This is a genomic window from Pseudomonas rossensis, assembly GCF_039888995.1.
GTDB lineage: Bacteria > Pseudomonadota > Gammaproteobacteria > Pseudomonadales > Pseudomonadaceae > Aquipseudomonas > Aquipseudomonas rossensis.
In genome coordinates, this window is record NZ_JBBWCB010000003.1 from 82,934 (window position 1) to 105,890 (window position 22,957).

The 22,957-nt window shown below is 56.9% G+C and carries 18 protein-coding genes; 7 read left to right on the forward strand and 11 right to left on the reverse strand.

Annotated features, from left to right (window positions below):
* Positions 1 to 60: 60 nt before the first annotated feature.
* Positions 61 to 1,080, reverse strand: coding sequence for an arginine/ornithine succinyltransferase subunit alpha (aruF, locus tag WLY71_RS01945; RefSeq protein WP_347802287.1), 1,020 nt, complete (start codon positions 1,078 to 1,080; stop codon positions 61 to 63).
* 223 nt (positions 1,081 to 1,303) lie between these two features.
* Positions 1,304 to 2,524 carry an aspartate aminotransferase family protein gene (locus WLY71_RS01950; RefSeq protein ID WP_347802288.1) on the reverse strand — a complete coding sequence of 407 codons (1,221 nt, stop codon included), beginning with the start codon at positions 2,522 to 2,524 and terminating at the stop codon, positions 1,304 to 1,306.
* Positions 2,525 to 2,811: 287 nt separating this feature from the next.
* Here WLY71_RS01950 and WLY71_RS01955 point away from each other — a divergent pair, with 287 nt between their 5' ends.
* On the forward strand, positions 2,812 to 7,677 hold the full coding sequence (locus WLY71_RS01955; protein ID WP_347802289.1) for a dermonecrotic toxin domain-containing protein: 4,866 nt from the start codon (positions 2,812 to 2,814) through the stop codon (positions 7,675 to 7,677).
* A gap of 31 nt (positions 7,678 to 7,708) precedes the next feature.
* On the opposite strand, the gene argR is transcribed toward WLY71_RS01955, so the two are convergent.
* The 7 genes from argR to acs form a co-directional block, all read right to left on the reverse strand.
* Positions 7,709 to 8,689, reverse strand: a complete 981-nt coding sequence (argR, locus tag WLY71_RS01960; RefSeq protein WP_347802290.1) for a transcriptional regulator ArgR — start codon at positions 8,687 to 8,689, stop codon at positions 7,709 to 7,711.
* A 307-nt stretch (positions 8,690 to 8,996) separates the two neighbouring features.
* Positions 8,997 to 9,761: an ABC transporter ATP-binding protein gene (locus tag WLY71_RS01965; RefSeq protein ID WP_008154324.1), complete on the reverse strand. Its 765-nt coding sequence runs from the start codon at positions 9,759 to 9,761 to the stop codon at positions 8,997 to 8,999.
* A 27-nt stretch (positions 9,762 to 9,788) separates the two neighbouring features.
* On the reverse strand, positions 9,789 to 10,913 hold the full coding sequence (locus WLY71_RS01970) for a M14 family metallopeptidase (RefSeq protein ID WP_347802291.1): 1,125 nt from the start codon (positions 10,911 to 10,913) through the stop codon (positions 9,789 to 9,791).
* Position 10,914: 1 nt separating this feature from the next.
* Complete coding sequence (locus WLY71_RS01975; RefSeq protein WP_347802292.1) at positions 10,915 to 11,613, reverse strand: ABC transporter permease; 699 nt, start codon at positions 11,611 to 11,613, stop codon at positions 10,915 to 10,917.
* Entirely contained in the window at positions 11,610 to 12,299 is a 690-nt protein-coding gene (locus tag WLY71_RS01980; RefSeq protein ID WP_282375564.1) for an ABC transporter permease, read from the reverse strand. Before WLY71_RS01980 ends, WLY71_RS01975 begins: the two co-directional genes overlap by 4 nt.
* 91 nt (positions 12,300 to 12,390) lie before the next feature.
* On the reverse strand, positions 12,391 to 13,164 hold the full coding sequence (locus WLY71_RS01985; RefSeq protein ID WP_008154331.1) for an ABC transporter substrate-binding protein: 774 nt from the start codon (positions 13,162 to 13,164) through the stop codon (positions 12,391 to 12,393).
* 701 nt (positions 13,165 to 13,865) lie between these two features.
* Positions 13,866 to 15,821 (reverse strand): acetate--CoA ligase, encoded by a 1,956-nt coding sequence (gene acs / locus WLY71_RS01990; RefSeq protein WP_347802293.1) that lies wholly within the window; start codon positions 15,819 to 15,821, stop codon positions 13,866 to 13,868.
* A 472-nt stretch (positions 15,822 to 16,293) separates the two neighbouring features.
* Here acs and WLY71_RS01995 point away from each other — a divergent pair, with 472 nt between their 5' ends.
* From WLY71_RS01995 to WLY71_RS02020, 6 genes are all read left to right on the forward strand, one after another.
* A complete protein-coding gene (locus WLY71_RS01995) occupies positions 16,294 to 16,557 on the forward strand; it encodes a DUF2790 domain-containing protein (protein WP_038979415.1) in 264 nt (87 codons plus the stop codon).
* Between the two features lie 189 nt (positions 16,558 to 16,746).
* Positions 16,747 to 17,022 (forward strand): hypothetical protein, encoded by a 276-nt coding sequence (locus tag WLY71_RS02000; RefSeq protein ID WP_282482685.1) that lies wholly within the window; start codon positions 16,747 to 16,749, stop codon positions 17,020 to 17,022.
* 518 nt (positions 17,023 to 17,540) lie between these two features.
* Positions 17,541 to 18,791 carry a ribonucleotide-diphosphate reductase subunit beta gene (locus tag WLY71_RS02005; protein WP_150657174.1) on the forward strand — a complete coding sequence of 417 codons (1,251 nt, stop codon included), beginning with the start codon at positions 17,541 to 17,543 and terminating at the stop codon, positions 18,789 to 18,791.
* Positions 18,792 to 19,209: 418 nt separating this feature from the next.
* Positions 19,210 to 19,743 carry a BRO-N domain-containing protein gene (locus tag WLY71_RS02010; protein ID WP_347802294.1) on the forward strand — a complete coding sequence of 178 codons (534 nt, stop codon included), beginning with the start codon at positions 19,210 to 19,212 and terminating at the stop codon, positions 19,741 to 19,743.
* A 120-nt stretch (positions 19,744 to 19,863) separates the two neighbouring features.
* Positions 19,864 to 20,577: an HNH endonuclease gene (locus WLY71_RS02015; RefSeq protein ID WP_347802295.1), complete on the forward strand. Its 714-nt coding sequence runs from the start codon at positions 19,864 to 19,866 to the stop codon at positions 20,575 to 20,577.
* Between the two features lie 213 nt (positions 20,578 to 20,790).
* The gene (locus tag WLY71_RS02020) at positions 20,791 to 21,777 is read left to right on the forward strand and encodes a hypothetical protein (RefSeq protein ID WP_347802324.1); all 987 of its coding nucleotides are present in this window, start codon (positions 20,791 to 20,793) and stop codon (positions 21,775 to 21,777) included.
* A 30-nt stretch (positions 21,778 to 21,807) separates the two neighbouring features.
* Here WLY71_RS02020 and WLY71_RS02025 read toward each other — a convergent pair whose 3' ends face one another.
* Together WLY71_RS02025 and WLY71_RS02030 are read right to left on the reverse strand one after the other, a co-directional pair.
* A complete protein-coding gene (locus WLY71_RS02025; protein WP_347802296.1) occupies positions 21,808 to 22,503 on the reverse strand; it encodes a DUF6933 domain-containing protein in 696 nt (231 codons plus the stop codon).
* A gap of 38 nt (positions 22,504 to 22,541) precedes the next feature.
* The gene (locus tag WLY71_RS02030) at positions 22,542 to 22,910 is read right to left on the reverse strand and encodes a hypothetical protein (protein WP_347802297.1); all 369 of its coding nucleotides are present in this window, start codon (positions 22,908 to 22,910) and stop codon (positions 22,542 to 22,544) included.
* Between the last annotated feature and the right edge of the window lie 47 nt (positions 22,911 to 22,957).

Here is a 22,957-nt window from a genome sequence, read left to right on the forward strand (position 1 = left end):
GACGCCACCCGTGAAACTTCGCTGCTTTCTAGGCAATTCTCTCTAGGATTAAAGCAGGCGTTAAACCGCCACCAGGCGCACGCTTGCACCTTCACCGACGCCCAAGGCTTCGGCCGCTTCAAGATCCAGGGTCACGGGCTTGCCCGGCGCGTAATCGAGCTCAAGCAAAACAGCGCGGTAATCCTGCAACTGGGCGTTGGCCACCAGGTACTGACGACCGGCGCCTTTGACCGGCTCGCCGATTTTCACCGGGACGACTCGGCTCTGGGCGATCGAACGGATCCCCGAGACACGGGCATGCAGGGTCGGCCCGCCGTCGAAAATGTCGATGTAGTGATCGGTTTCGAAGCCTTCGCGCATCAGGATGTCGAAGGTGATCTGCGCCCGTGGGTGCACCTGCCCCATCGCCTCTTGAGCGGAGTCCGGCAGCAGCGGCACATAGATCGGGTAATGCGGCATCAACTCGGCCAGGAACGTCCGGCTCTTCAGACCGCACAGACGCTCGGCAGCGGCGTAGTTGAGGTCGAAGAAATTACGACCGATGGCATCCCAGAACGGCGAATCACCATTTTCATCGCTGTAACCGACGATCTCGGTCACCACAGAATCGGCAAAACGCTCCGGATGGCTGGCCACGAACAGCAAGCGACCACGGGAGTTGAGTTCCGACCAGGCCGAACCCACCAGCTCCGGCAGCACGTAGAAACTGGTCAGCAAACTATTGCCGGTCAGGTCGTGGCACTGGGATAGCACGTGGATCTTGTTATGAATCTTCAGCTCGCGGGAGGCGTGCACAAAGGTTTCATTACGGAAGCTGTAGAACGGCTCGGAATAACCGGCCGACGCAACGATGGCCGAACAGCCCACCAGTTTGCCGGTGGTGGTGTCTTCGAGGACGAAGAAATAGCTCTCTTCACCGTTGAAGCTGACTTCGGCGGCGAATGAGGCTTCGCTTGCTGCGATCTTGTCGCTCAGGCGTTCAACGTCATCCGGCAAGGAAGTGACACCAATCGGGCTGTCCGCAGCCAGACGCTGTACCTCGCCCAGATCAGCCATTTGCGCGGGGCGCATCACCAGCATGGTGTCACTCCTTTCTCGAAAAACTCTTTGAGGAAAAATAACCGGGCCAGTCCTGAAAACTCAGAGTCAACTGTGGGAGCGAGCTTGCTCGCGATGAGGCCCTGCCAGTCGCCATCAATGTCGACTGTCAGATAGCTATCGCGAGCAAGCTCGCTCCCACATTGAATCTGGCCCGGCATAAAAATTGGGTTCGACGCCCGAAAGTCAGGCGTCGAATTAACTATCAGGCTTGAGTCAGTTTGGCTGCGGCGCGCTCGAAACGGTCCAGACCGGCATCGATATCGGCGTCTTCAACCACCAGACTTGGCGCGAAACGAACCACGTCCGGGCCGGCTTGCAGAATCATCAGGCCTTCTTTTTCAGCGGCGTTGAAGATGTCCTTGGCCTTGCCTTTCCAGGCATCGTTCAGCACGCAACCAATCAACAGGCCCATACCCCGGACCTGGGTGAACAGGCCGTACTTCTCGCCGATCTGCTCCAGGCGAGCCTTGAACTTGTCGTGCTTGGCGTTCACGCCGGCCAGCACTTCAGGGGTATTAACCACGTCGATCACGGCTTCAGCGACAGCGCACGCCAGCGGGTTGCCGCCATACGTGGTGCCGTGAGTGCCGACGACCAGGTGTTTGGCCAGGTCTTCGGTGGTCAGCATTGCGGCGATCGGGAAACCACCGCCCAGGCTCTTGGCGCTGGTCAGGATGTCCGGCGTCACGCCGTAATGCTGGTAGGCGAACAGCTTGCCGCTGCGGCCCATGCCGGTTTGCACTTCGTCGAAAATCAGCAGCGCGTTGTGCGCGGTGCACAGTTCACGGACGCCTTGCAGGTACTCGAGCTCAGCCGGGATGACGCCGCTCTCGCCCTGGATCGGCTCCAGAACCACAGCGCACGTCTTGTCGGAAATGGCGGCTTTCAGCGCGGCCAGATCGTTGAACGGCACGTGGGTGATACCGGTGATCTTCGGACCGAAGCCATCGGAATACTTCGACTGACCGCCGACGTTCACGGTGAACAAGGTACGACCGTGGAAGCTGTTGAGCGCGGCGATGATTTCGTACTTTTCGCTGCCGAAACGATCGAAACCGACGCGACGGGCCAGCTTGAAGGCGGCCTCGTTGGCTTCGGCGCCGGAGTTGCAGAAGAACGCGCGGTCGGCAAACGTAGCGTCGATCAGCTTATGCGCGAGGCGCAAGGCCGGCTCATTGGTGAAGACGTTGGACACGTGCCACAGCTTGTTCGCCTGCTCGGTCAAGGCAGCGACCAGCGCCGGGTGCGCATGGCCCAATACGTTAACGGCAATCCCGCCGGCGAAGTCGATCAGCTCGCGGCCAGACTGGTCCCAGACGCGGGAACCGGCGCCACGAACAGGAATGAAAGCGGCAGGCGCGTAGTTGGGAACCATTACCTGGTCGAAATCGGCGCGTTGTACCGCAGCGTGCTCAACGGACATCGGAGTCTCCTGATGAGGAACACTCGCCTGAAACTGGCGAGCGATGAGGGGATTGTAAGGACAGTTTTCAGCCCGGCCTTGCCGCCAAGCGACAACTTCTTATAGCGCAAACCCCGGTTTTTCCCGGGTTTACGGCAATGCGACATATAGGGTCGCAAAGGCGCAGTTTAAACCGCCGGCACAGGTTATAGGCAGGCTTGTCGAACGGTGCGGTAAATATGTACCGCACGGAACCGATCATCGTCTGTTTTGCTGGCGGCTCATCCAAAACGCTAAGGGAATAGCGCATGAGCCGATACGAGAACGATCGCCTTTCCACTACTGGAGGCAGTGAATCCGCTACGCAGCCGGACGATCACTACCATCACCTGTTCAACAATCTGCCAGTCTGGGTATTAGAAGCATCGTCCAGTACGCATAGCGCCCTCAAGAACTCCACGCTTATGACGCCGGACTGGCATGGCACCGCAACGCCCCTACAGCACCAGTCGCTGAAAAAGATCAGTCAGGAACACTGGACCCATCGAAATCGTCTGGACTCAATGCTGTCGAAGCTGCGAAGCGCACAAGCCTTTGCCGAACCGCTGCTGAGCGACGCCCTGAAAACCCGGTTTGACCTGGATCTGGACGTCAAAACCACCTTCCTGCGCCTGTACATCCCTCAAACCGTGCCGCTTTTCGGAATCAAGACTGGCGCCGCGCGCACCTGGACCGTGTCGATGCTCGACGCCGCCCTGCATAACTTTCAGGAATCGGAAACAGCGGCAGGGGCTTACGAGTCAGCCTCGACGTTCATCACCAAACCTTCGCCCACAGGACAGTTCGATACGCTGCCGGCGGTCAAGCAAAAGCTCACTATCCCGGCCTTTACCCGGTTATGCCGGGAACTGGATATCGGCGCCCGGTACAACGCTTACCTCAAAGACAATCTGGGGCTCTCCAACCCGGTGGCCGGTGCGGTGTTGAAATCGAAGGTGCTCGGCTCGCACAAAACAGCACTCCAATTTGCGCTGCAGATGGCGCAAGTCCGAAAGGATATTTCAGCGGATGCCCATCTCTCGATCCTGCGCATTCTGGAAGGGCGTTCGGGTGCTCGACTGGATGGGCAGCCGCTGCATGGTCACGACCTGACAATGATGTCCTCCTCGCTGACCAGCATTGTCATTTTCGCGGCGAGCCTGGAGCGAGCACGCACGGCAACACGGATCATTGCCTACATTCCCGATGATCCAGAGCATCCTCTCAAGGAATACCCGAACACATTGGCGTTCATGACCGAGCTCACCCGCAAACTGCGCTCGCCCGCTTATCAAACGTTCTTCAGTCGCTTCGTCGACCACAAGGAAAGAGGACATTTTTTCGCGGACCTCAACCGTCGCCTCCAGAGCGTGACCTGGCATCAACAACGACAGGGCGACCCACTGCCGAGCTGGCGCGAAACACCCATCGACAAGCCTGATTTGCGGTTTTCGGCGATCCCGTTCAGAGCGGACCTGTGGAACCATCTCTATCAGCGACAGCTGAACAAGATCCTCAACGATGCAAACACGCTCGCTGTCTCCACCGCCACTGCCGACAGCAACGCGCGATGGGCATTGTGGAATGCCTTCATCAAAGTGGCCTCGACAATCCTTGAAATCGCGACGTTCGTTGCGTTGCCTTTCGTCCCGTTTCTCGGCGGATTGATGCTGGGCTACATGGCCTACCAGTTACTCGACGAAACCTTCGAAGGCATAGTGGACCTGGCTGAAGGGCTGAAAACAGAAGCGTTCGGGCATCTGATGACGTTCGTCGAAACGGTGGTTCAGGTGGGGACTTTTGCGGTGGGCGGCGCCATCGCTGCCCGAACCCTCAGCCGTCTGCTCTCTCGTGAAGCTATTGCGCTTGTCGACCCACTCAAACTCGTCACAACGCCCGAAGGAAAAACCCGCTACTGGAAGCCGGATCTCAAGCCTTACGAACAAGCACTCATTTTGCCCGAAGGAGCAAAACCCGATCATCTGGGCCTCTATCAAAACGAGGGCAAGATGCTGCTGCCACTGGAGGGAAAACTGTATGCCGTGAAGCCCGACCGCGTGTCAGGCACGTTTCAGATTGAGCATCCGAACCGAACTGATGCCTATCAGCCCCCTCTGCTGCATAACAACCACGGCGCCTGGCACACGGAACTGGAGCAACCGCTGAACTGGGACCGGGAAAAGGTCATGCGCCGCCTCGGCCACAGCGTCGAGTCGTTCACCAGCGCCGAGCGCGAACAGATCCTGCGGGTCAGCGGTTACCACGACAACGTAGTGCGCGAAATGCATGTCGAACATTATCGTCCGCCTTCGCTGCTGACAGACACGATCAAGCGTTTCAGGATCAACCGGGACATCGAAACCTTTATTGAACAGATCGGCAGCGACCAACCCGAGCGCTATCGGAAGGCCGATGTGACCCTGCAACACCAACTGCTGACCAGCTTCGATTCATGGCGTGTCGACACGCCAATGCCGGCACCGGAAACCCAAACGCGAGCCTTCAGAAAACTAACGGCCGAACTCGCCCGCAAGCACGATAAATCGCTATTCGAGACACGCTATCGCGCGCAAGAGAAGACCGGCAACGTGCAGGTCCAGCGACTGCTCGACGACGTGCATGGATTGCCGACCGATGTCGCGCAAGAGCTGGTGAGCAATGCAACCGGGATCGAATTACGCCAGCTGCACAACGGTCGCACGCCCCCACGGCTCAAGGAGGCAGCACTAAAAGCCATGGAGGCCGTACGCGCAACCCGAGCCTGTGAAGGCCTTTATTCCGACATTCTGGACAACACCGACGCCCACCGACTGGCCTTGCAAAGCCTGAGTTCGCTGCCCGGTTTTCCCGCCGAGCTGCGTATTGAAGTGAGGGATTACGCCCATGACGGTCTTGTGCGCGACAGTATTGGCCAGCTTGATGCCCCGATTGTGAAAACACTGGTACGCGCGGAGGTTGGTACTTACCAGGTATATCAAGACAGCGAATCGGTGCCCGGTGATTTTTATCAGGGACTTTTTCAGGCGCTGCCGCAAGCACAGCGTAATGCGTTGAGCCCATCGATCGCAAATGCTCAGGCACTCAAACTACATATCGCCGAACATGCACTGAACCAACCGGCACTACGCAAACTGTTTGCAAAAAATCCCAACCGAAAACCGTTCTACGATCCGACGACCATGCGCTTGCCTGGCGGCTCGGATGGATACCGGCGCAGTTACTTCCCGACGCCGTCCCTCAACGAACGTGTTCGCGAGATTTACCCCAGCCTTTCCGAGGAGGAACTCCAGTCTGTTGTTCTCCAGTTACAAACGCATCCCGACGGCGCTCGCATGGCGCTCTCACGCCTATCCAGCGAGCTCTCGCGACTGCAGCAGGACCTGAACACCTGGATAAACGATTCGCCCACTGTCCACCCGCAAACCCGAGCCCCCTTGAACGAACTGGAACAGCAGGTCGCTCGACACAATCGCAGGCTGCTGGCCCAGGAAATCCAGCGCAGCTGGCGCCGACAATCAGAGCGGGACTTCGATGCCCCGGACGACACGCCGCGCTATGCGCTCAGATTTGCCGAGCCGATCCTTGGCGATCTACCGACGCTGACGGCCGATTTCCCCCATGTGTCATTGCTGTCCCTTGAAGGCGGTCATGCGGTGCAGGGTGTTCCCGAGTTTCTGCAGCGTTTCAATGGCTTGCGCCGCCTCGATTTAAAACGCTTTTCCCTGACCGCCCTCCCCGAGGCCATTCCTCGAATGACGGACCTTGATGCGCTGGTGTTAAGCGATTGCGGAATCAGGTTCGACGCAGCCAACTGGGCGAAACTGTCTTCATTGAACAAACTGGTCATGCTGGATCTATACCAGAACCCGTTCTCTATGGTGCCCAGTGTCGAATCTATGCCTGAGCTTGTTCACCTGGACCTGAGCCGTACCGGCCTGACCGACATTCCCGACAGCGTAGTTCGCCACCCAAAACTTGATACCGCCAAACTCCTGGGCAACAAGATCAGCGAGTTGCCTGCGGAGCTCTTCCAAAGTGAGGTGTACGGTAAGCACGGCATACCCCTGACGCATAACCCGCTCTCGGACAATGCGCGACAAATGATCAAGCTTCACTATTTCGACAGCTCATACGATTTGGGCATCTCCGCCCCAGAGGCAGATATCAACCGAGTCATGGCGCTGTACCCGAACCTGGAGGTCGAACAGGCGAGCGAGTTTGTCTATGAACTGGCAGGCACACTGGCAGACGGCCGAATCGAGCTGACAAATCTTGAAGCGGAGTTGGCACAGCTGAGCAACGACTTGGTGGTATGGACTGCCGACCTTCCGGCCCAACACCCGTTGACGGGCGAACCGTTCACCGCCCAACAACAGCTTGTCGAGCGCATGAACCGTGACCAGTTCAAACAGACACTGGAGCAGTGCTGGCGGCATGAAAGCGAACAGGATGATTTCAATGAGGCGCTAGAGCCGACTTTTGAACTCACTATCCGCCCGATCATCAACGGAGAACTGCCGCCCCTGAGCGCTGATTTCAGCCATGTAACGGTGCTGGAGATTAATAGTGCCAATGGCGTGACACGTATCGGACGATTCCTGGAAGGCTTCCCCAACCTCAAAAGCCTCAAGCTTCGCGACTGTAATCTGGGCAACATTCCCGATGCTGTGTTCAAGATGGGTCAACTGCGGTCGCTGTCGCTCCCTGAGTGCCGAGTCGAACTGTCAGCGGAATCGGCAAGTGCGCTGGCGGGAATGGAACAGCTCGATTATCTCGATCTGGCCCACAACCCCCTGAGGCAAACACCTGACCTGAGTCAGATGAGGGAGCTCACGACCGTACTGCTGAATGACACCGGTATCACCGAAATACCGCACGGTCTGCTGCAAATGACAGAGCTGGACTGGGCCGACCTCAGTGGCAACGCCATCTCCGAAGTCCCCAGCGACGTGCTGGAACTGCCGGTGGAAATCGCTGAAAACATCAGTTTTCGAGGTAATCGATTTTCCGGGGAGAGCCTGCTACGGCTGATCGGTTACTTCGAACGGACGGGCATGGACTTTGGCGTGGAAGAGGTGATCAATCGAGGAGAGATGGAGATCTCGACTTCTGAAGGCTCCGAAATAGAGGAGTAAATCAGCCTCAGCAGGTGACGTGATTGCTCTGTCACCCACGCTCCGAGGGCACCGACGACAATTCGAACGGGCTGCTGCTGCGCCGCTGGTTGCGATCTTCCCGCGGTGTGGCACCGAAGAAGTTGCGGTAGGCGCTGGAGAAATGCGGCCCCGAGGAGAAGCCACACGACAGGCCGATCTGGATGATCGACTTGCTGGTTTGCATCAACATTTGCCGGGCCTTGTTCAGGCGCAGTTCCAGGTAGTACTGGCTCGGCACGCGGTTGAGGTATTGCTTGAAGATCCGCTCCAGCTGCCGACGGGATACGCACACATGCTGGGCGATTTCGTCAGTGGTCAGCGGCTCTGCGATGTTGGCTTCCATCAGCAACACGGCCTGCGTCAGCTTTGGATGGCTGGAACCGAGACGATTCTGCAGCGGAATGCGCTGGCGCTCGCCGCCTTCGCGGATGCGCTCGACCACCAATTCTTCGGAGACCGCACCGGCCAGTTCCGCGCCATGATCACGAGCCAGCACGGCCAACAGCAAGTCGAGTACCGACAGGCCGCCGCACGCAGTCAGACGATCGCGATCCCAGTCGAACAGATGGCTGGTGGCGATGACTTTAGGGAAACGCTCGGTGAAATCGTCCTGCCAGCGCCAATGCACGGCAGCGCGGTAACCGTCGAGCAAACCCAGTTGGGCTAACGGGTAAACACCGGCCGACAAACCACCGATCACGCAGCCAGCACGCACCAGTTGTTTCAGCGCACTGCTGAGTGCCGGCGCGAGTGTGGTCGGCGGCTCATCGGCGAGCAGAAACAATTTCTGGAAGTTTTCGAGCTTGCCGGCCCACGGCTCACCCGGCAATTGCCAGGCGCCTTCGGTCGGCGGTTCGGCCTGCAAAAACGACAGTTCGTAGACAACATCCGGATGCACACGCTGGGCAACACGCAAGGCCTCCTCAGCCAGCGAAAGCGTCAGTGCTTTAGTGCTGGGCCAAATCAGGAAACCAATTCGATGGGCAGTCATGGCGGGCAATCCGAAACGAAAACAGTGATGAAGGCATGGGCCAATGCTAGCCCGTAAATGAACGCATATCTCGAAACCGGCAGAGATCAAATGTGGGAGCGGGCTTGTCGCCCCCCCCCCTGTAGGAGCTGTCGAGTGAAACGAGGCTGCGATCTTTTGATCCTGGCTTTTTAAAAGATCAAAAGATCGCAGCCTCGTTTCACTCGACAGCTCCTACAGGGGTTGGCAAACCAGCTCCCACAAGGGATCGGGGCCAGCCTCTAGATTGCGAAGCATGCACTATCCCGGTGCGCAACGGGAGATCGGTTTACTTGAGGCTACCCGAGAGGAATTGTTGCAGACGTTCGGACTGTGGATTGACCAGCACCTCACGCGGGTTGCCGCTTTCTTCGACGACACCTTTGTGCAGGAACACCAACTGGTTCGACACTTCACGGGCGAAGCCCATTTCGTGCGTCACCACCACCATGGTCCGGCCTTCCAGCGCCAGGGCCTGCATGACTTTCAGCACGTCGCCAACCAGTTCCGGGTCGAGCGCCGACGTCGGTTCGTCGAACAGCATCACCTCAGGTTCCATCGCCAGCGCACGGGCAATCGCCACACGCTGCTGCTCGCCGCCGGACATGTGGCCCGGGTAAGCATCTTTACGATGCGCCACACCGACCTTGTTCAGGTAGTGCTCGGCCTTCTCGCGGGCTTCGGCCTTGGACATGCCGAGCACGTGGACCGGCGCTTCCATGATGTTTTCCAGCGCGGTCATGTGCGACCACAGGTTGAAATGCTGGAACACCATCGACAGGCGCGAACGCATCCGTTGCAGCTGTTTCGGGTCGGCGGCCTTCAGCGCGCCGTCCTTGTTGGCCACCAGTTTCAGCTCTTCGTTGTTGAGCAGAATCTTGCCCGCGTGCGGCTGCTCCAGCAGGTTGATGCAACGCAGGAAAGTACTTTTGCCGGAGCCACTGGAGCCGATGATGCTGATCACATCGCCAGCCGCCGCTTTCAGGGACACGCCCTTGAGCACTTCGTGACTGCCATAGCGTTTATGCAGGTCTTGGACTTCAAGTTTGTACATGCGGTCGGTTCTCACAAAAACAGTCAGTCAGTCGTTGAGCAAGCGCCCGTGACGCAGCGCTTCGCGCCCCGCCACCTTGGCCAGCCAGAAACCGGGTTGGGCATAACGCAGCCGTTCAATGGCAAACAGCACCCCGGACGTACCAGCACACACCGTGCTGACCCGATCCGATAACGGATCGATCACTTCGAAAATCTCATCGCCGGCTTCAATCCATTCACCGGGTTTACGCAAGAAACTGATCACGCCAGGGTGTGGCGCAAATAGTAATTCGGTGCCTTCGAACGGCATGCCTTCGCAAGCATCTTGCGCAGGTTTTGGCCACTCGCCGCTGATCAAGCCTTGCTCGGCGAGGAACGCCAGAATGCCTTCGGCGTAAGCCATCGCCTCTGGGCGACCGGTATCGGCCTGACCACCTAATTCAATGGTAGTCGCCAGGCAGGCCAAGGGAATCTGCGCATCAGGAAACAGACGCGACAGACGCAACCACGGCAGCGAGCAAGCTTCGTCAAACGAACTGCCGCCAGAATCTTCCGCCAGCAGCCCCACCTTTACGTTCAGGTGCGCGGCCAACGAACGCCATTGCGGCCAGTGTTGCGGCAAGGCGTACATGTGCAGCGCCGCTTCGGCATCGCAATGCAGATCCAGCACCACGTCAGCGGTGCAGGCATGGCTGAGCAAAATGCGCTGCATGCCTTGCAACTGACTGGCGGCGGGCGGCAATGCGGCGAGCACATCGCTCATGGCCTGACGGATCAGCTGAATATTGGCGTGCGGATCATCACCCAGGTGCCCTTCCAGCTCGGCGGCCACTGGCGCGCTGAGCTCGACGAAATCCCGGTTGAAGTTCTTGCCGCTGCCCGCCTCGAAACGCCCTTGATGACTGCCCTGAAGCAGTTGGCCGAGGCCCAGTGGATTGGCCACCGGCACCAGTTCGATCACACCGTTGAGCAAGCCTTGGGCTTCGAGTTCGGTCAGGCGCTTTTTCAGCTCCCAAGCCGTACGCATGCCCGGCAATTCATCGGCGTGCAGGCTGGCCTGGATGTAGGCCTTGCGCCCGCCACTGCGCTCCCTATTGCCGAAACAGAACACCGAAATCTGGCGTTCGCTGCCCAAATGGCTCCACGGCAATGAATGATCAATGCGTTCCATATCAGTGCTTCCGCGGGGCCAGATAGCCCAGCCAGCGGCGCTCGGCCAGTTTGAACATCCGCACCAGAATGAAGGTCAGACACAGGTAGAACACGCCGGCGGTGATGTAGGCTTCAAACGGCAGGTAGAACTGAGCGTTGACCGTGCGCGCGGCACCGGTGATGTCGATCAGGGTCACGATGGACGCCAGACTAGTGGTCTGCAGCATCATGATCACTTCGTTGCTGTACTGCGGCAGTGCCCGGCGCAAGGCCGACGGCAGCAGGATGCGCTTGTACATCTTGTAGCGCGACATGCCCATCGCCTTGGCCGCTTCGATCTCACCGTTCGGCGTCGCCCGCAGGCTACCGGCGATGATTTCGGCGGTGTAGGCGCTGGTGTTGATGGCAAACGCCAGGCAAGCGCAGAACGTCGCGCTCGACAGCCAAGGCCAAAAGATGCTTTCACGCACCGCTTCGAACTGCGCCAGACCGTAGTAGATCAAAAACAGCTGCACCAGCATCGGCGTGCCGCGGATCACGTAGGTGAAAAGCCAGGCACTCATGTTCACGACAGCATTCTTCGAGACCCGCATCAGCCCCAGCGGCAACGCCGCCAACAGACCGAAAAACAGCGACAGCGCGAGCAATTTGAGGGTGGTCACCAGGCCGCCGAAGTACAGCGGCAGGGCCTCCCAAATGACGTTGTAGTCGAAGATCATAGATCAGCCGCCCTTACGCCTACCGAGTAGCGCTTCTCAAGGTGACGCAATGCCAGCAACGAGACGCTGGTGATCACCAGGTACATTGCCGCCACTGCGAGGAAGAAGGTGAAAGGCTCGCGGGTGGCATCTGCCGCCTGCTTGGCCTTGAACATCATGTCTTGCAGCCCCACCACCGAAATCAGCGCGGTGGCCTTGGTCAGGACCAGCCAGTTGTTGGTGAAACCCGGAATCGCCAGGCGAATCATCTGTGGCACCAACACCCGGAAGAACACCTGAAAACTGCTCATGCCGTACGCCATGCCCGCTTCTGCCTGACCTTTGGGGATCGCCATGAAGGCACCACGGAAGGTTTCCGACAGGTACGCACCGAAGATGAAGCCCAGGGTGCCGATACCGGCGGCCAACGGGTTCAGGTCGATGTAGTCGTCAAAACCGAGCATCGGCGCGACGCGGTTGAGCAGGTCCTGACCACCGTAAAAAATCAGCAGGATCAGCACCAGGTCGGGAATACCGCGGATCACCGTGGAATACAGGTCGCCCAGCCAGGCCAGCCAGCGAATCGGGGACAGACGCAGCGCAACGCCGATCAGACCCAGAACAACGGCCAAGACCATGGACGACAAGGCGAGCTGAAGCGTCAGCCATGCGCCATCGAGGATGACAGCCCCGTAGCCTTTCAACATGATTCAGGTCCTCGAAAAGGGGGATGAAAAAATGGCGCAAACCTCAGAGATCCTGTTGCTTGCGCCATTTCGGACTTGTCGCCGGGACGTGTTACTTGCCGTAGATATCGAAGGCGAAGTACTTGTCCTGGATTTGCTTGTACTTGCCGTTCTCGCGAATGGCGGTGATCGCGGTGTTGATCTTGTCTTTCAGCGCGTCACCCTTGCGAACCGCAATACCTACGCCGTCGCCGAAGTATTTGACGTCGGTGAAGGCCGGACCAACGAAGGCGAAACCTTTGCCGGCGTCGGTTTTCAGGAAACCGTCATCCAGCAGCGTAGCGTCTGCCACGGTGCCGTCGAGGCGGCCAGCAGCGACGTCGAGGTAAATTTCGTTCTGCGAACCGTAAGGCTTGATCTCGGCACCCAGCGGGGCCAGGACTTCGCGGGCGAAACGCTCGTGGATCGAACCACGTTGCACGCCGATGTTCTTGCCCTTGAGCTCAGCCAGGCTGTCGCTGACTGGAGTGCCGGCCTTCATGACCAGGCGAGCCGGGGTGTTGTAGTACTTGTTGGTGAAGTCCACGGACTTCTTGCGGTCTTCAGTGATCGACATGGACGACAGGATCGCGTCGATCTTGCGCACTTTGAGTGCTGGGATCAGACCGTCGAACTCTTGCTCGACCCATACGCACTTGACCTTCATCTCTTCGCACAGAGCGTTGCCGATGTCGTAGTCGAAACCAACGATGCTGCCGTCCGGCGCTTTGGAAGCGAACGGAGGGTAAGCCGCTTCGATACCAATTTTCAGAGGCTTTTCATCGGCGAAAGTCGGCAGGGACAGCACGGACAGTGCCAGGGCGCCAAGCAGCACGAGTTTCTTCATCTTGGGACTCCATCGGTAAAGGGCTAAAACGGCAGAGTGAGCGACAGCCCAATATGCGAATGAGTGGAACCGCAAAGCGGTGCTGCGTTGCAGGAATCGCGCGCTTTTTTCAACGCGAGCAACAACGAGCGAGTGATCGGCATTCTAACGACAGGCCCGAAGCCGATATTTCTTCAATGCGACAACTAATTACAGAAGCACCGAGAAAGCCGCTTGAGCGCGTTGACAGCCTTGCAAATTCATGCAAGAGCAAAAGACAGTGAACCGATCAATGTTGCAAATTGCGGGCCTATTATTGGCAAACCCTTCTAATCCGGCAAGCGCAGCGTTGTGTCTTATTTTTTGCAGGGGCTGAGGAGGCCCGATGATGGGACTTTGCGTTTCCCAATGCCCCGTATCGGAGCGAGCGGTTACACATTCAGTCACTTTCCTGAAGGCGGGTAACAGTGGGAAATGGCCTATAGGCTAAGCCGATAATTATTCGACGTTGTTGATGTCGTGTCTGACAGATCGCTATCGCGAGCAAGCTCGCTCCCACAGGGGATCTGCGTCTGACACACAATCTTTGGCCACCGGAGATCCACTGTGGGAGCGAGCTTGCTCGCGATGAGGCCCGAACAACCACCACAAAAACATCAGGCCATAAAAAGCCCCGCCAGGCGCAATGCCGGGCGGGGCTTCCATGACTCAGGAACGACGGGTTAAGCGACGTTCATGATCTTGTGTTCATCAATCAAATGCTGCACCACACCCGGATCCGCCAGGGTAGAGATATCCCCCAACCCATCGTATTCGGCCGTAGCAATCTTGCGCAGGATGCGGCGCATGATTTTGCCCGAACGGGTTTTCGGCAGGCCCGGCGCCCACTGGATGACATCCGGCGAAGCAATCGGACCGATCTCTTTACGGACCCAGTTTTTCAGCTCAAGTCGCAGCTGCTCGCTCGGCTCTTCGCCACCGATCAACGTGACATAGACATAGATGCCCTGCCCTTTGATGTCGTGCGGCACACCAACCACGGCTGCTTCGGCGACTTTCGGGTGGGCGACCATCGCGCTTTCAATCTCGGCGGTCCCCATGCGGTGGCCGGACACGTTGAGCACGTCATCCACGCGACCGGTAATCCAGTAGTAACCGTCTTCGTCACGACGCGCACCGTCACCGGTGAAGTACATGCCACGGAACGTCTTGAAGTAGGTATCGACGAAGCGGTCATGGTCGCCATACAGCGTACGCGCCTGGCCTGGCCAAGAATCGAGAATCACCAGGTTACCCTCGGCAACGCCTTCGAGAATGTTACCCAGGTTGTCGACCAACGCCGGCACCACGCCGAAGAATGGTCGCGCAGCAGAACCCGGCTTGAGCGCGTGCGCACCCGGCAACGGGCTCATCAGGGTCGCACCGGTTTCGGTCTGCCACCAAGTGTCGACGATCGGGCAACGGGATTGGCCGACGTTCTTGTAGTACCAATCCCACGCTTCCGGGTTGATCGGCTCACCGACCGAGCCCAACAAACGCAGGCTGCTGCCATCAGCGCCTTCAACGGCGGCCTTGCCCGACGCCATCATCGCGCGGATGGCGGTGGGGGCGGTGTAGAGAATGTTGACCTTATGCTTGTCGACGATCTTCGCCACCCGGGTGATGTCCGGGTAGTTCGGCACGCCTTCGAACAGCAAGGTGGTCGCGCCATTGGCCAGGGGGCCATAGACAATATAGGTGTGGCCAGTGACCCAACCGACGTCGGCGGTGCACCAGTAGACTTCGCCCGGACGGTAGTCGAACACGCGCTCGTGGGTCATCGCCGCGTACAACAGATAGCCGGCGGTGGTGTGCTGTACACCCTTCGGCTTACCGGTCGAACCGGAGGTATAAAGGATGAACAGCGCTTCTTCAGCACCCATTTCTTTGGGCGCGCACACAGTGCCTGCCACTTTCATCAGGTCTTCGTACCAGATGTCGCGATGCTGGTTCCACTTGATGTCGCCACCGGTGCGCTTGCACACGATGACTTTCTGAATGCTGCTGGTTTCCGGGTTGGTCAGCGCATCGTCGACGTTGGACTTGAGCGGGATCTTCTTGCCGGCACGAATGCCTTCGTCGGCCGTGATCACGACTTTGGATTTGCAGTCGATGATCCGGCCAGCCAAGGCTTCCGGCGAGAAACCACCGAACACCACCGAGTGAATCGCGCCGATCCGGGTACACGCCAGCATAGCGACCACGGCTTCGGGGATCATCGGCATATAGATAGTCACCACGTCGCCGCGGTGCACATCCTGGCCGCGCAGGGCGTTGGCGAACTTGCAGACTTGTTCGTGCAGCTCGCGGTAGGTGATGTTGCGGCTTTCGGCAGGGTCATCCCCTTCCCAAATAATCGCGACTTGATCACCGCGCTCGGCCAGATGACGGTCGAGGCAGTTGTAGGAAACGTTCAGGGTGCCGTCGGCGAACCATTTGATGTCGACATGGTGATCGTCGAAGGAAGTCTGTTTCACCGTGGTGAAAGTCTTGATCCAGTCGAGGCGCTTGGCTTGCTCGCGCCAGAAGCCGTCCGGGTTAACGACGGACTGCTGGTACATGGCCTTGTAGGTCGCCTCATCAGTCAGCGTATTGGCCGCAACCTCGGGACGAACGGGATACAGAGAAGCCGCACTCATCTTTGTTACCTCGGTGGAATAGTTGTTTTTGTATGACCCAGTTGTAGCCGGGCCGGGCCTATAGAACCATTCGACGATGGTAGTAACAAGCCCCTACTAAATGTCGTGACTATTCCCACAGGTTTTGTGCAAACGCTCTATTCCGGCCGCCAACGGCCAATGTAGGAGCTGCCGAAGGTTCGGGCCGCGTTCGGACGATCTTTTGATCTTCGAGGACCGCCAAGATCAAAAGATCGCAGACTGCGGCAGCTCCTACAGGGATTGTTACGAAATTCGCCAAAGGTGTTTATCAAAAGCACGCCTATATGAATGTAAACCCCACGCCTAAAATCAGCCTCGCCAACCAGGCAACGTGATTAACCAAGTTGCAGCCCCCACGAAGGCAGTTAATCCAAAACCTAGTACTTAAGTTCTACACGCAACCCCAAAAAGGTTGCGTGCCCCCATTCGACCTCTAAAAGGTAAATTTGAAATGAAAGCTTTATTAGTTCTGGCCCTCAGCAGCCTGTGCGCAACCGCCATGGCAGACGAGGTCCCGACTGATGTCGCGCAGCAGCAACCCGCCATCGAGGAATACACTTACTCCACCCACCTGGACATCGCCAAAGTTATCTCCATGAGCGAAATCCCGAACGTTTGCGAAGTTGTTCCGGCGAAAATGGAATACGACGACTCCAAAGGCCAACGCCACATTCTTCGTTACAGCGTTATGGGTAACGGCTGCTCTAACGGCTAATCACCCGCTCTCACCCTCCCAAGATTCGACCCACTCGCCCGCTATTTAGGGCAGATGAAGCGCCGAACCTTACATATCGAGTTATACGATTTATTTAAGCGTTTATTTGCGCTTTTTAATCAAATTAGCTGGCGTAGTATGAATTCCACACCCAAGGCACAAAACGCCAACGAACCTGGAGCCACTACCATGAAAACCAAACTGATCCTCGCCCTGACCCTCTCTGTCCTGGCCGCTAACACCTTCGCCGCTGACGGCTACGACCGCACTGGCTCGGCTGCTTACAGCACGCAAGCGGCTGTCGCTTCTGATGGTTACGACCATACCGGTTCGGCGTCTTTCGCCTCCGATGGCTCCGACCACACGGGCGCTGCCAAACTCGCTTCTGACGGTTTTGATCACACCGGTGCTGCCAAAGTGGCTGCCGATGGTGCGGACCACGTTGGTGCAGCTCGCCTCAGCTGATCATCGAGCGTGACTTTACAGCCCGGCTTCGGCCGGGCTTAGTTGTGTCTGGAGCCATCGAAAACCGACTCAAAACACAACATGTAGTGAAAAAGGCGATTTTCTGGCTGTTTTTTGAACAAAAAAATTGCCCGCCAAAATTTATGAAAAAAAATCTGCACCCGCGACATCCAGCCAAAGCCCTGTAAACCCTCGCTCTGACCGAAAAACCTGCCTTCTCGACCGCTCCATGCGCGGATTCGCCCCACCACGGCCGCCAAAATTTCCTTATAATGCCGCCTTAAACGGGCCTGCAATATTCCCTTACAGGGATAACAGCCAGTCTGAAGCCCACGCCGAAGTCTTCACCGATTTCTGCGCCCGTCAGAGGCTCTCGGAACCCCGTACAAAATTATGTTTATTTGCCTGCGTGTACCGCTGCAAAAAACGCTATCCACCGCGGCCAGTACGGCCGTGTGAAAAACCAACCTATCAGTTTTCACACGGGCATCTGGCCCTCACGCAGGAGACGACACGTCATGCTGAGCTGGGACGAATTCGACAAAGAAGACAGCGGCGAAACCGTTGTAAAAGGCGCCAACGCTGGGCACGCAACTGAAGCCAACATGGACCGCCTCGACACCGCTGGTGGCGTCGCGGCTCAAGAAGCCCGCGCTGTAACCGCGTCCGACTCCGCCGCAATCGCCCGTGCAAAAGCTGCCCTGGACAACCTCGACATCGCCGAAGGCCTCGCCGAACTCGAAGGCGCCTCCGCCCGTGTGGCTGTCGACGAAAAGCGCATGATCAACTGCCGCGCCGACCTCAACCAGCTCGTACCATTCAAGTACGACTGGGCCTGGCAGAAGTACCTGGATGGCTGCGCAAACCACTGGATGCCGCAAGAAGTCAACATGACCGCCGACATCGCCCTCTGGAAAGACCCGGAAGGCCTGACCGACGACGAGCGCCGCATCGTCATGCGCAACCTCGGCTTCTTCTCCACCGCCGACTCCCTGGTTGCCAACAACCTGGTGCTGGCCGTGTACCGCCTGATCACCAACCCGGAATGCCGCCAGTACATCCTGCGCCAGGCGTTCGAAGAGGCGATCCACACCCACGCCTACCAGTACTGCATCGAATCGCTGGCCATGGATGAAGGCGAGATCTTCAACATGTACCACGAGATCCCATCGGTCGCGAAAAAAGCCACCTGGGGCCTCAAATACACCCGTTCGATCTCCGATCCGAAGTTCGAAACCGGCACCGTCGACACCGACAAAGAGTTGCTGCGCAACCTGATCGCCTACTACTGCGTTCTGGAAGGCATCTTCTTCTACTGCGGCTTCACCCAGATCCTCTCCATGGGCCGCCGCAACAAAATGACCGGCGTCGCCGAGCAGTTCCAATACATCCTGCGCGACGAATCCATGCACCTGAACTTCGGCATCGACGTGATCAACCAGATCAAAATCGAAAACCCGCACTTGTGGGATGCCGAAATGAAGGAAGAAGCTTCGCAGATGATTCTGCAGGGCACTCAGCTGGAGATCGAATACGCGCGTGACACCATGCCTCGCGGCGTGTTGGGCATGAACGCGGCGATGATGGAGGATTACCTCAAGTTCATCGCTAACCGTCGCCTGTCGCAGATCGGTTTGAAGGAAGAGTATCCAGGGACGACTAACCCGTTCCCTTGGATGAGCGAAATTATGGACTTGAAGAAAGAAAAGAACTTCTTTGAGACTCGGGTTATTGAGTATCAGACTGGTGGGGCGTTGAGCTGGGATTGATTCCCGAGCTCGCCGTGATTTGACGATTGCAATCTGAATCGAAGAATCGAAAAAGCAAAAGCCCCGATCTGATCGGGGCTTTTTTATTGGGGAATGAAGATGCTTTTTTCCACCCCTACGCTACGACGCTAAAACTCCTACAGCACTTACAGCTCCGTCCGCATTGATGCCCTTTCAAAGCACCTCTAAGCTCCATTGCAGGTGCCTAAGAAACGCCCAACGTAGAAGCTTGGTCAATCACACAGACACGCAATTCACCCTTTGGTGATTTGTCGTTCGGTTGTGCGAAGGCTTTGCTCGTTGGGATTTTTTAAGTCCACTCTACGTTGGGTTCAGGCCCTCCTAAATCTACACGTAGAGGTAATGGATATGCCTGAACACGATCTACCCCGCACTTTCGCCACTCTGGAGATCAGTCATGACTGATCCCTTCTCTGTAACAGTCTTCACTCGCCACAACCTTGCCCTCCATGCCCTCCTACTAGAAAACCAGCCATGGTTCTGCGCCCGCGATCTGGGTCGTTTAATGGGTTTCCATCTGAGTGATCGTGTGGTCAACAAACTGGACGAGGACCAGCGACAAACGTTGTTGATTGAGTACCACGGCCAACCGGAGAAGCGGTTGATGATCACCGAGTCCGGTGTGTATGCGTTGCTGATCTACCACTACGCGCCGGGGCATCGTTTGTTGCGTGAGTGGCTGACTCATCAAGTAGTGCCAGCCTTGCGCGACGCGGGGCAGTCGAAGAATGCGGATCGGCCAATGTTGAGTTTGTTGGATTGGCCGGAGATGTCGTTGAGTCTGTTGCATTGGCAGGATGAAGGCTGGATTCGGCTGCGGGACATGCCTTATCTGTTGCTCAATCGCACGCGGCGGCGGGTACCGGTGGTTAAGCCTTGGTGGCGGAAGGTTGTGGAGGTGTTTCAGTCGTCGAAGCATTCGGTGGGTTAGTGCGGAAGTGTCATCGTAGGATCGCCTGAACGATTCGTCGCTCTTTTCTGTAGGAATTTTCGTAGACAGGTGTAATGGCCACTCAGTATCGTCCGAGGGTTTTCAACCCTCGGCGATTGTATGGATACGGAAAAGAGCAACAGCGATTGGAGTGACGAGGAGATTCAGGCTGCTGTCGATGCCTATCTCAGCATGCTGTCACGCGAGCAGAGCGGTCAGAAGGTCAATAAAGCTCACGAGAATCGGGTCCTGCGCGAGGATGCTTTAGCGGGCCGCACCAAAGGGTCGGTTGAGTTTCGGATGCAGAACATCTCTACCGTGCTGGTCGAACTCGAACGAGATCGTATTGAGGGATACAAACCCGCCAAGAATGTCGGTGCGAATGTTGCGCACAGCATTCGCGAAGCCCTGAAAGCACCCAGCACTTTAACGCCGGAAGACTTTGCTCCGACCGCTGATGAGGCAACGCTAGAACGACGTGCCGCCAAACTTGAGAAGCAACCGCTCAAGGGCGAACCGAAGGGGATTTTGAAACCGCAACAAGTGCTCGGCTCGGGCAATTCCTTTGTTCGCGATCCTGAGGTTAGAGCTTGGGTGCGGAAAGAGGCTAAGGGTATGTGCGAAGGTTGCGGAAAACCGGCTCCGTTTGAAAAGGATGGCCGGCCGTTTCTTGAGGTTCATCACGTTAAGCATTTGGCGCAGCTTGGGTCGGATCGTCCGAGCAATGCTGTGGCACTGTGTCCGAACTGTCATCGACGTTGTCACCATTCGAGTGATAGGGATGAGTTCACTGCTTTGCTTTATCAAAAGGTCGAACGGTTGAAAGCCGAATGATTGGCTGATCGAAATCTGTGGCGAGGGAGCTTGCTCCCGCGCTTCAGGTTGGTGGTCGGCTTGATGGCTGTGGTGATGATGGGAATCGCGAGCAAGCTCGCTCACAGGTTTGGTTTTTTGCCACATGTTTTGCGGTGTGTTGAAAACAGTCAGTGCAACCCGCCCCGCCTCCCGCTATTAATACCCTTCCCCCCTCAAGGACCCGAGCCCACCATGAAATTCGACCTCGCCTACTGCCTAAGCCTCGACGACAAGCTGTCGATCTATGACGTGCGCGATTTGAATTTCGACGAGACGATGGATTTCGACTCCGCCAAAGAACACTTCCAATGTCCCAATGACGCATGCAGGACGGCCTTCAATGCGGCGAATGTGTTGACGACGTTCAACGCCAAGAATGTGAATTACGTTCGCACCCCACACTTCAAGAACACGCCCAGCACCCGCCATGTTGCGGATTGTCCTTATGTCAGTCTCAAGGCGTCGGCGTCAGGTGTGGACGCGGACGGTACGGAAACGGATGACAGTCGCGAGGAGCATTTCCCGTCGGAGTTGTTGCTGACGCGACGCGAGTATGTGCGTAAGCCGTCGAACGCTGCGGTGGCGGCGGATGTTGTGCGGGACGATCCGAAGCCAACCACTGCGGCTAGCAACACAGAACACCCGAGCCATGAAACAGCGCCGGACAAGACCAGCGTCTTCGCCCACCCGGTGGAGTGTTTTGTGTCGAACTTCGAGGACAAAGAGTTGCTCAAGCGCATGCCGCTGAAGATTGGCGAGCACACGGCGCCTTATGGGTCGTTCTTCAAGAAGATCGAGTATCTGCAGGACAACAAGGGGCTGATTTACTGGGGCAAGATCAAGGAGATCAAAGATTATACGCAGAGCTTTCGCATCGACTTCGAACAAAAGGTCTGGTTCAAGCAAGCGGACGAGGCGAAGAAGAAGCCTTATTCAGTCAACGTTTACTTGAGCAAAAAGCTGATCGACAACTACCGCAAGCGCAAAGCGTTTCTGGAAGAGATCAAGCACGCCAGTGAGAGTGGGAAAGAGTTGTATTGCTTCTTTTATGGCGTGACGCCGGAGTTGAAGCAGGTGCCGAGCAAGAAAAACCCCGAGCAGACGTTCGGGGTGTTCAGTGCGAATATTGAGAACCTGGATCACTTTATTGTTCGTGAAGCGCCGGGGCTCAAAGGTTAAAGGGCCGGGTCACGGCATTATTGCGACGGCTCATTGCGCTTCGAGATTAAGCTGCCTTACGACCTCCCGAATCTCCCGTTTCGCTTCCTTGTGCCGCTCACGGGCTGCTTGAATGCCAAGCTCATCAAGGCCGCCGTAACGGCTTAACCAGTGAACGATCATTTCCTCATCCGGGTAGAAGTAATCCTTGTGTTCTATACCGCCTCTCGGGTAGTTGTTCATGTCGGTATCGAAGCGGCCTGCCGAGAACTCGTCAGGGGGTAAAGAACCTCGTTCGGCAGCACATCCCTCAAACACCCAGGCGATGTCATTGATGTGTTTCTGCGCACCGCGATGTCCGCGTTTGTAAAACACGTACTCGCGACAACTCTCTTGGAATCGCTCCGCTATCAGTTCGTCGTTGAACCAACGAAGTATGTCGTGTTGCCCCGCATGCTGAATCACGCCATTTATCCAACGCTCGGAAAAACGTTGAACGAAACCTTCGATGTCCGCTTTTTTCGCGTCCGCAAAAATCATGCAATAACGAGTTTTCACGTGAATGACGTACAACACATGCTTGCGTTGAACAGTGACGGCGTGAACCAGCCACTGTTCGGCTGACTCATCAGGCACATCATCTTCAATGACGGACGATGGCGGTTTGTCCACCGGGCTGATTTTTTTACCCTTATGCACGCGGCTGAAGAAGATACTTGCCGCTTCGGTGCAATTGAAGATCCACATCCATCGTTCTCTTATAAAAGGGCTGGTGATAACCGTTTTCAGTCCTGTCGCACGATCTCTTCGACCCATTCAAGCTCATAGGGCTGGCGAACGACATCTGAGATGTAGTCCAGCGCATCTTCACTGAGCACTGATAACTCTGCGTCGGTCAGCAAGTCATGCATGACAAACAACCTTAAAGCGGTGAGAGCACTGGAGCGGGATTGGCTGTGATGGTCAAAGGCTCGGGCCATGTCCTTGTTCCGATCATGGATCAAGCCATAGAGCATTCCATATCGAGCGTGAGCAGACAGCGCCCCGTGCAGAGTAATGGCTTTTGCATCGGCAAGAACGCCTTGGCAAAATCGATCGAGCGCAATCTTGCGCAGTTCCTTGAATTTCTTCCAGTCGCTTTCGAGGATCGACATGACATTCTCCCGAGTGAAATCTTGAACAATGCGAAGACGTATTCTTG

What these genes read in the sequence shown, in the direction of transcription:
- aruF (WP_347802287.1), bottom strand. Translation starts at nt 1,080, where the DNA reads ATGCTGGTGATGCGCCCCGCGCAAATGGCTGATCTGGGCGAGGTACAG.
- WLY71_RS01950 (WP_347802288.1), bottom strand. Translation starts at nt 2,524, where the DNA reads ATGTCCGTTGAGCACGCTGCGGTACAACGCGCCGATTTCGACCAGGTA.
- WLY71_RS01955 (WP_347802289.1), top strand. Translation starts at nt 2,812, where the DNA reads ATGAGCCGATACGAGAACGATCGCCTTTCCACTACTGGAGGCAGTGAA.
- argR (WP_347802290.1), bottom strand. Translation starts at nt 8,689, where the DNA reads ATGACTGCCCATCGAATTGGTTTCCTGATTTGGCCCAGCACTAAAGCA.
- WLY71_RS01965 (WP_008154324.1), bottom strand. Translation starts at nt 9,761, where the DNA reads ATGTACAAACTTGAAGTCCAAGACCTGCATAAACGCTATGGCAGTCAC.
- WLY71_RS01970 (WP_347802291.1), bottom strand. Translation starts at nt 10,913, where the DNA reads ATGGAACGCATTGATCATTCATTGCCGTGGAGCCATTTGGGCAGCGAA.
- WLY71_RS01975 (WP_347802292.1), bottom strand. Translation starts at nt 11,613, where the DNA reads ATGATCTTCGACTACAACGTCATTTGGGAGGCCCTGCCGCTGTACTTC.
- WLY71_RS01980 (WP_282375564.1), bottom strand. Translation starts at nt 12,299, where the DNA reads ATGTTGAAAGGCTACGGGGCTGTCATCCTCGATGGCGCATGGCTGACG.
- WLY71_RS01985 (WP_008154331.1), bottom strand. Translation starts at nt 13,164, where the DNA reads ATGAAGAAACTCGTGCTGCTTGGCGCCCTGGCACTGTCCGTGCTGTCC.
- acs (WP_347802293.1), bottom strand. Translation starts at nt 15,821, where the DNA reads ATGAGTGCGGCTTCTCTGTATCCCGTTCGTCCCGAGGTTGCGGCCAAT.
- WLY71_RS01995 (WP_038979415.1), top strand. Translation starts at nt 16,294, where the DNA reads ATGAAAGCTTTATTAGTTCTGGCCCTCAGCAGCCTGTGCGCAACCGCC.
- WLY71_RS02000 (WP_282482685.1), top strand. Translation starts at nt 16,747, where the DNA reads ATGAAAACCAAACTGATCCTCGCCCTGACCCTCTCTGTCCTGGCCGCT.
- WLY71_RS02005 (WP_150657174.1), top strand. Translation starts at nt 17,541, where the DNA reads ATGCTGAGCTGGGACGAATTCGACAAAGAAGACAGCGGCGAAACCGTT.
- WLY71_RS02010 (WP_347802294.1), top strand. Translation starts at nt 19,210, where the DNA reads ATGACTGATCCCTTCTCTGTAACAGTCTTCACTCGCCACAACCTTGCC.
- WLY71_RS02015 (WP_347802295.1), top strand. Translation starts at nt 19,864, where the DNA reads ATGGATACGGAAAAGAGCAACAGCGATTGGAGTGACGAGGAGATTCAG.
- WLY71_RS02020 (WP_347802324.1), top strand. Translation starts at nt 20,791, where the DNA reads ATGAAATTCGACCTCGCCTACTGCCTAAGCCTCGACGACAAGCTGTCG.
- WLY71_RS02025 (WP_347802296.1), bottom strand. Translation starts at nt 22,503, where the DNA reads ATGTGGATCTTCAATTGCACCGAAGCGGCAAGTATCTTCTTCAGCCGC.
- WLY71_RS02030 (WP_347802297.1), bottom strand. Translation starts at nt 22,910, where the DNA reads ATGTCGATCCTCGAAAGCGACTGGAAGAAATTCAAGGAACTGCGCAAG.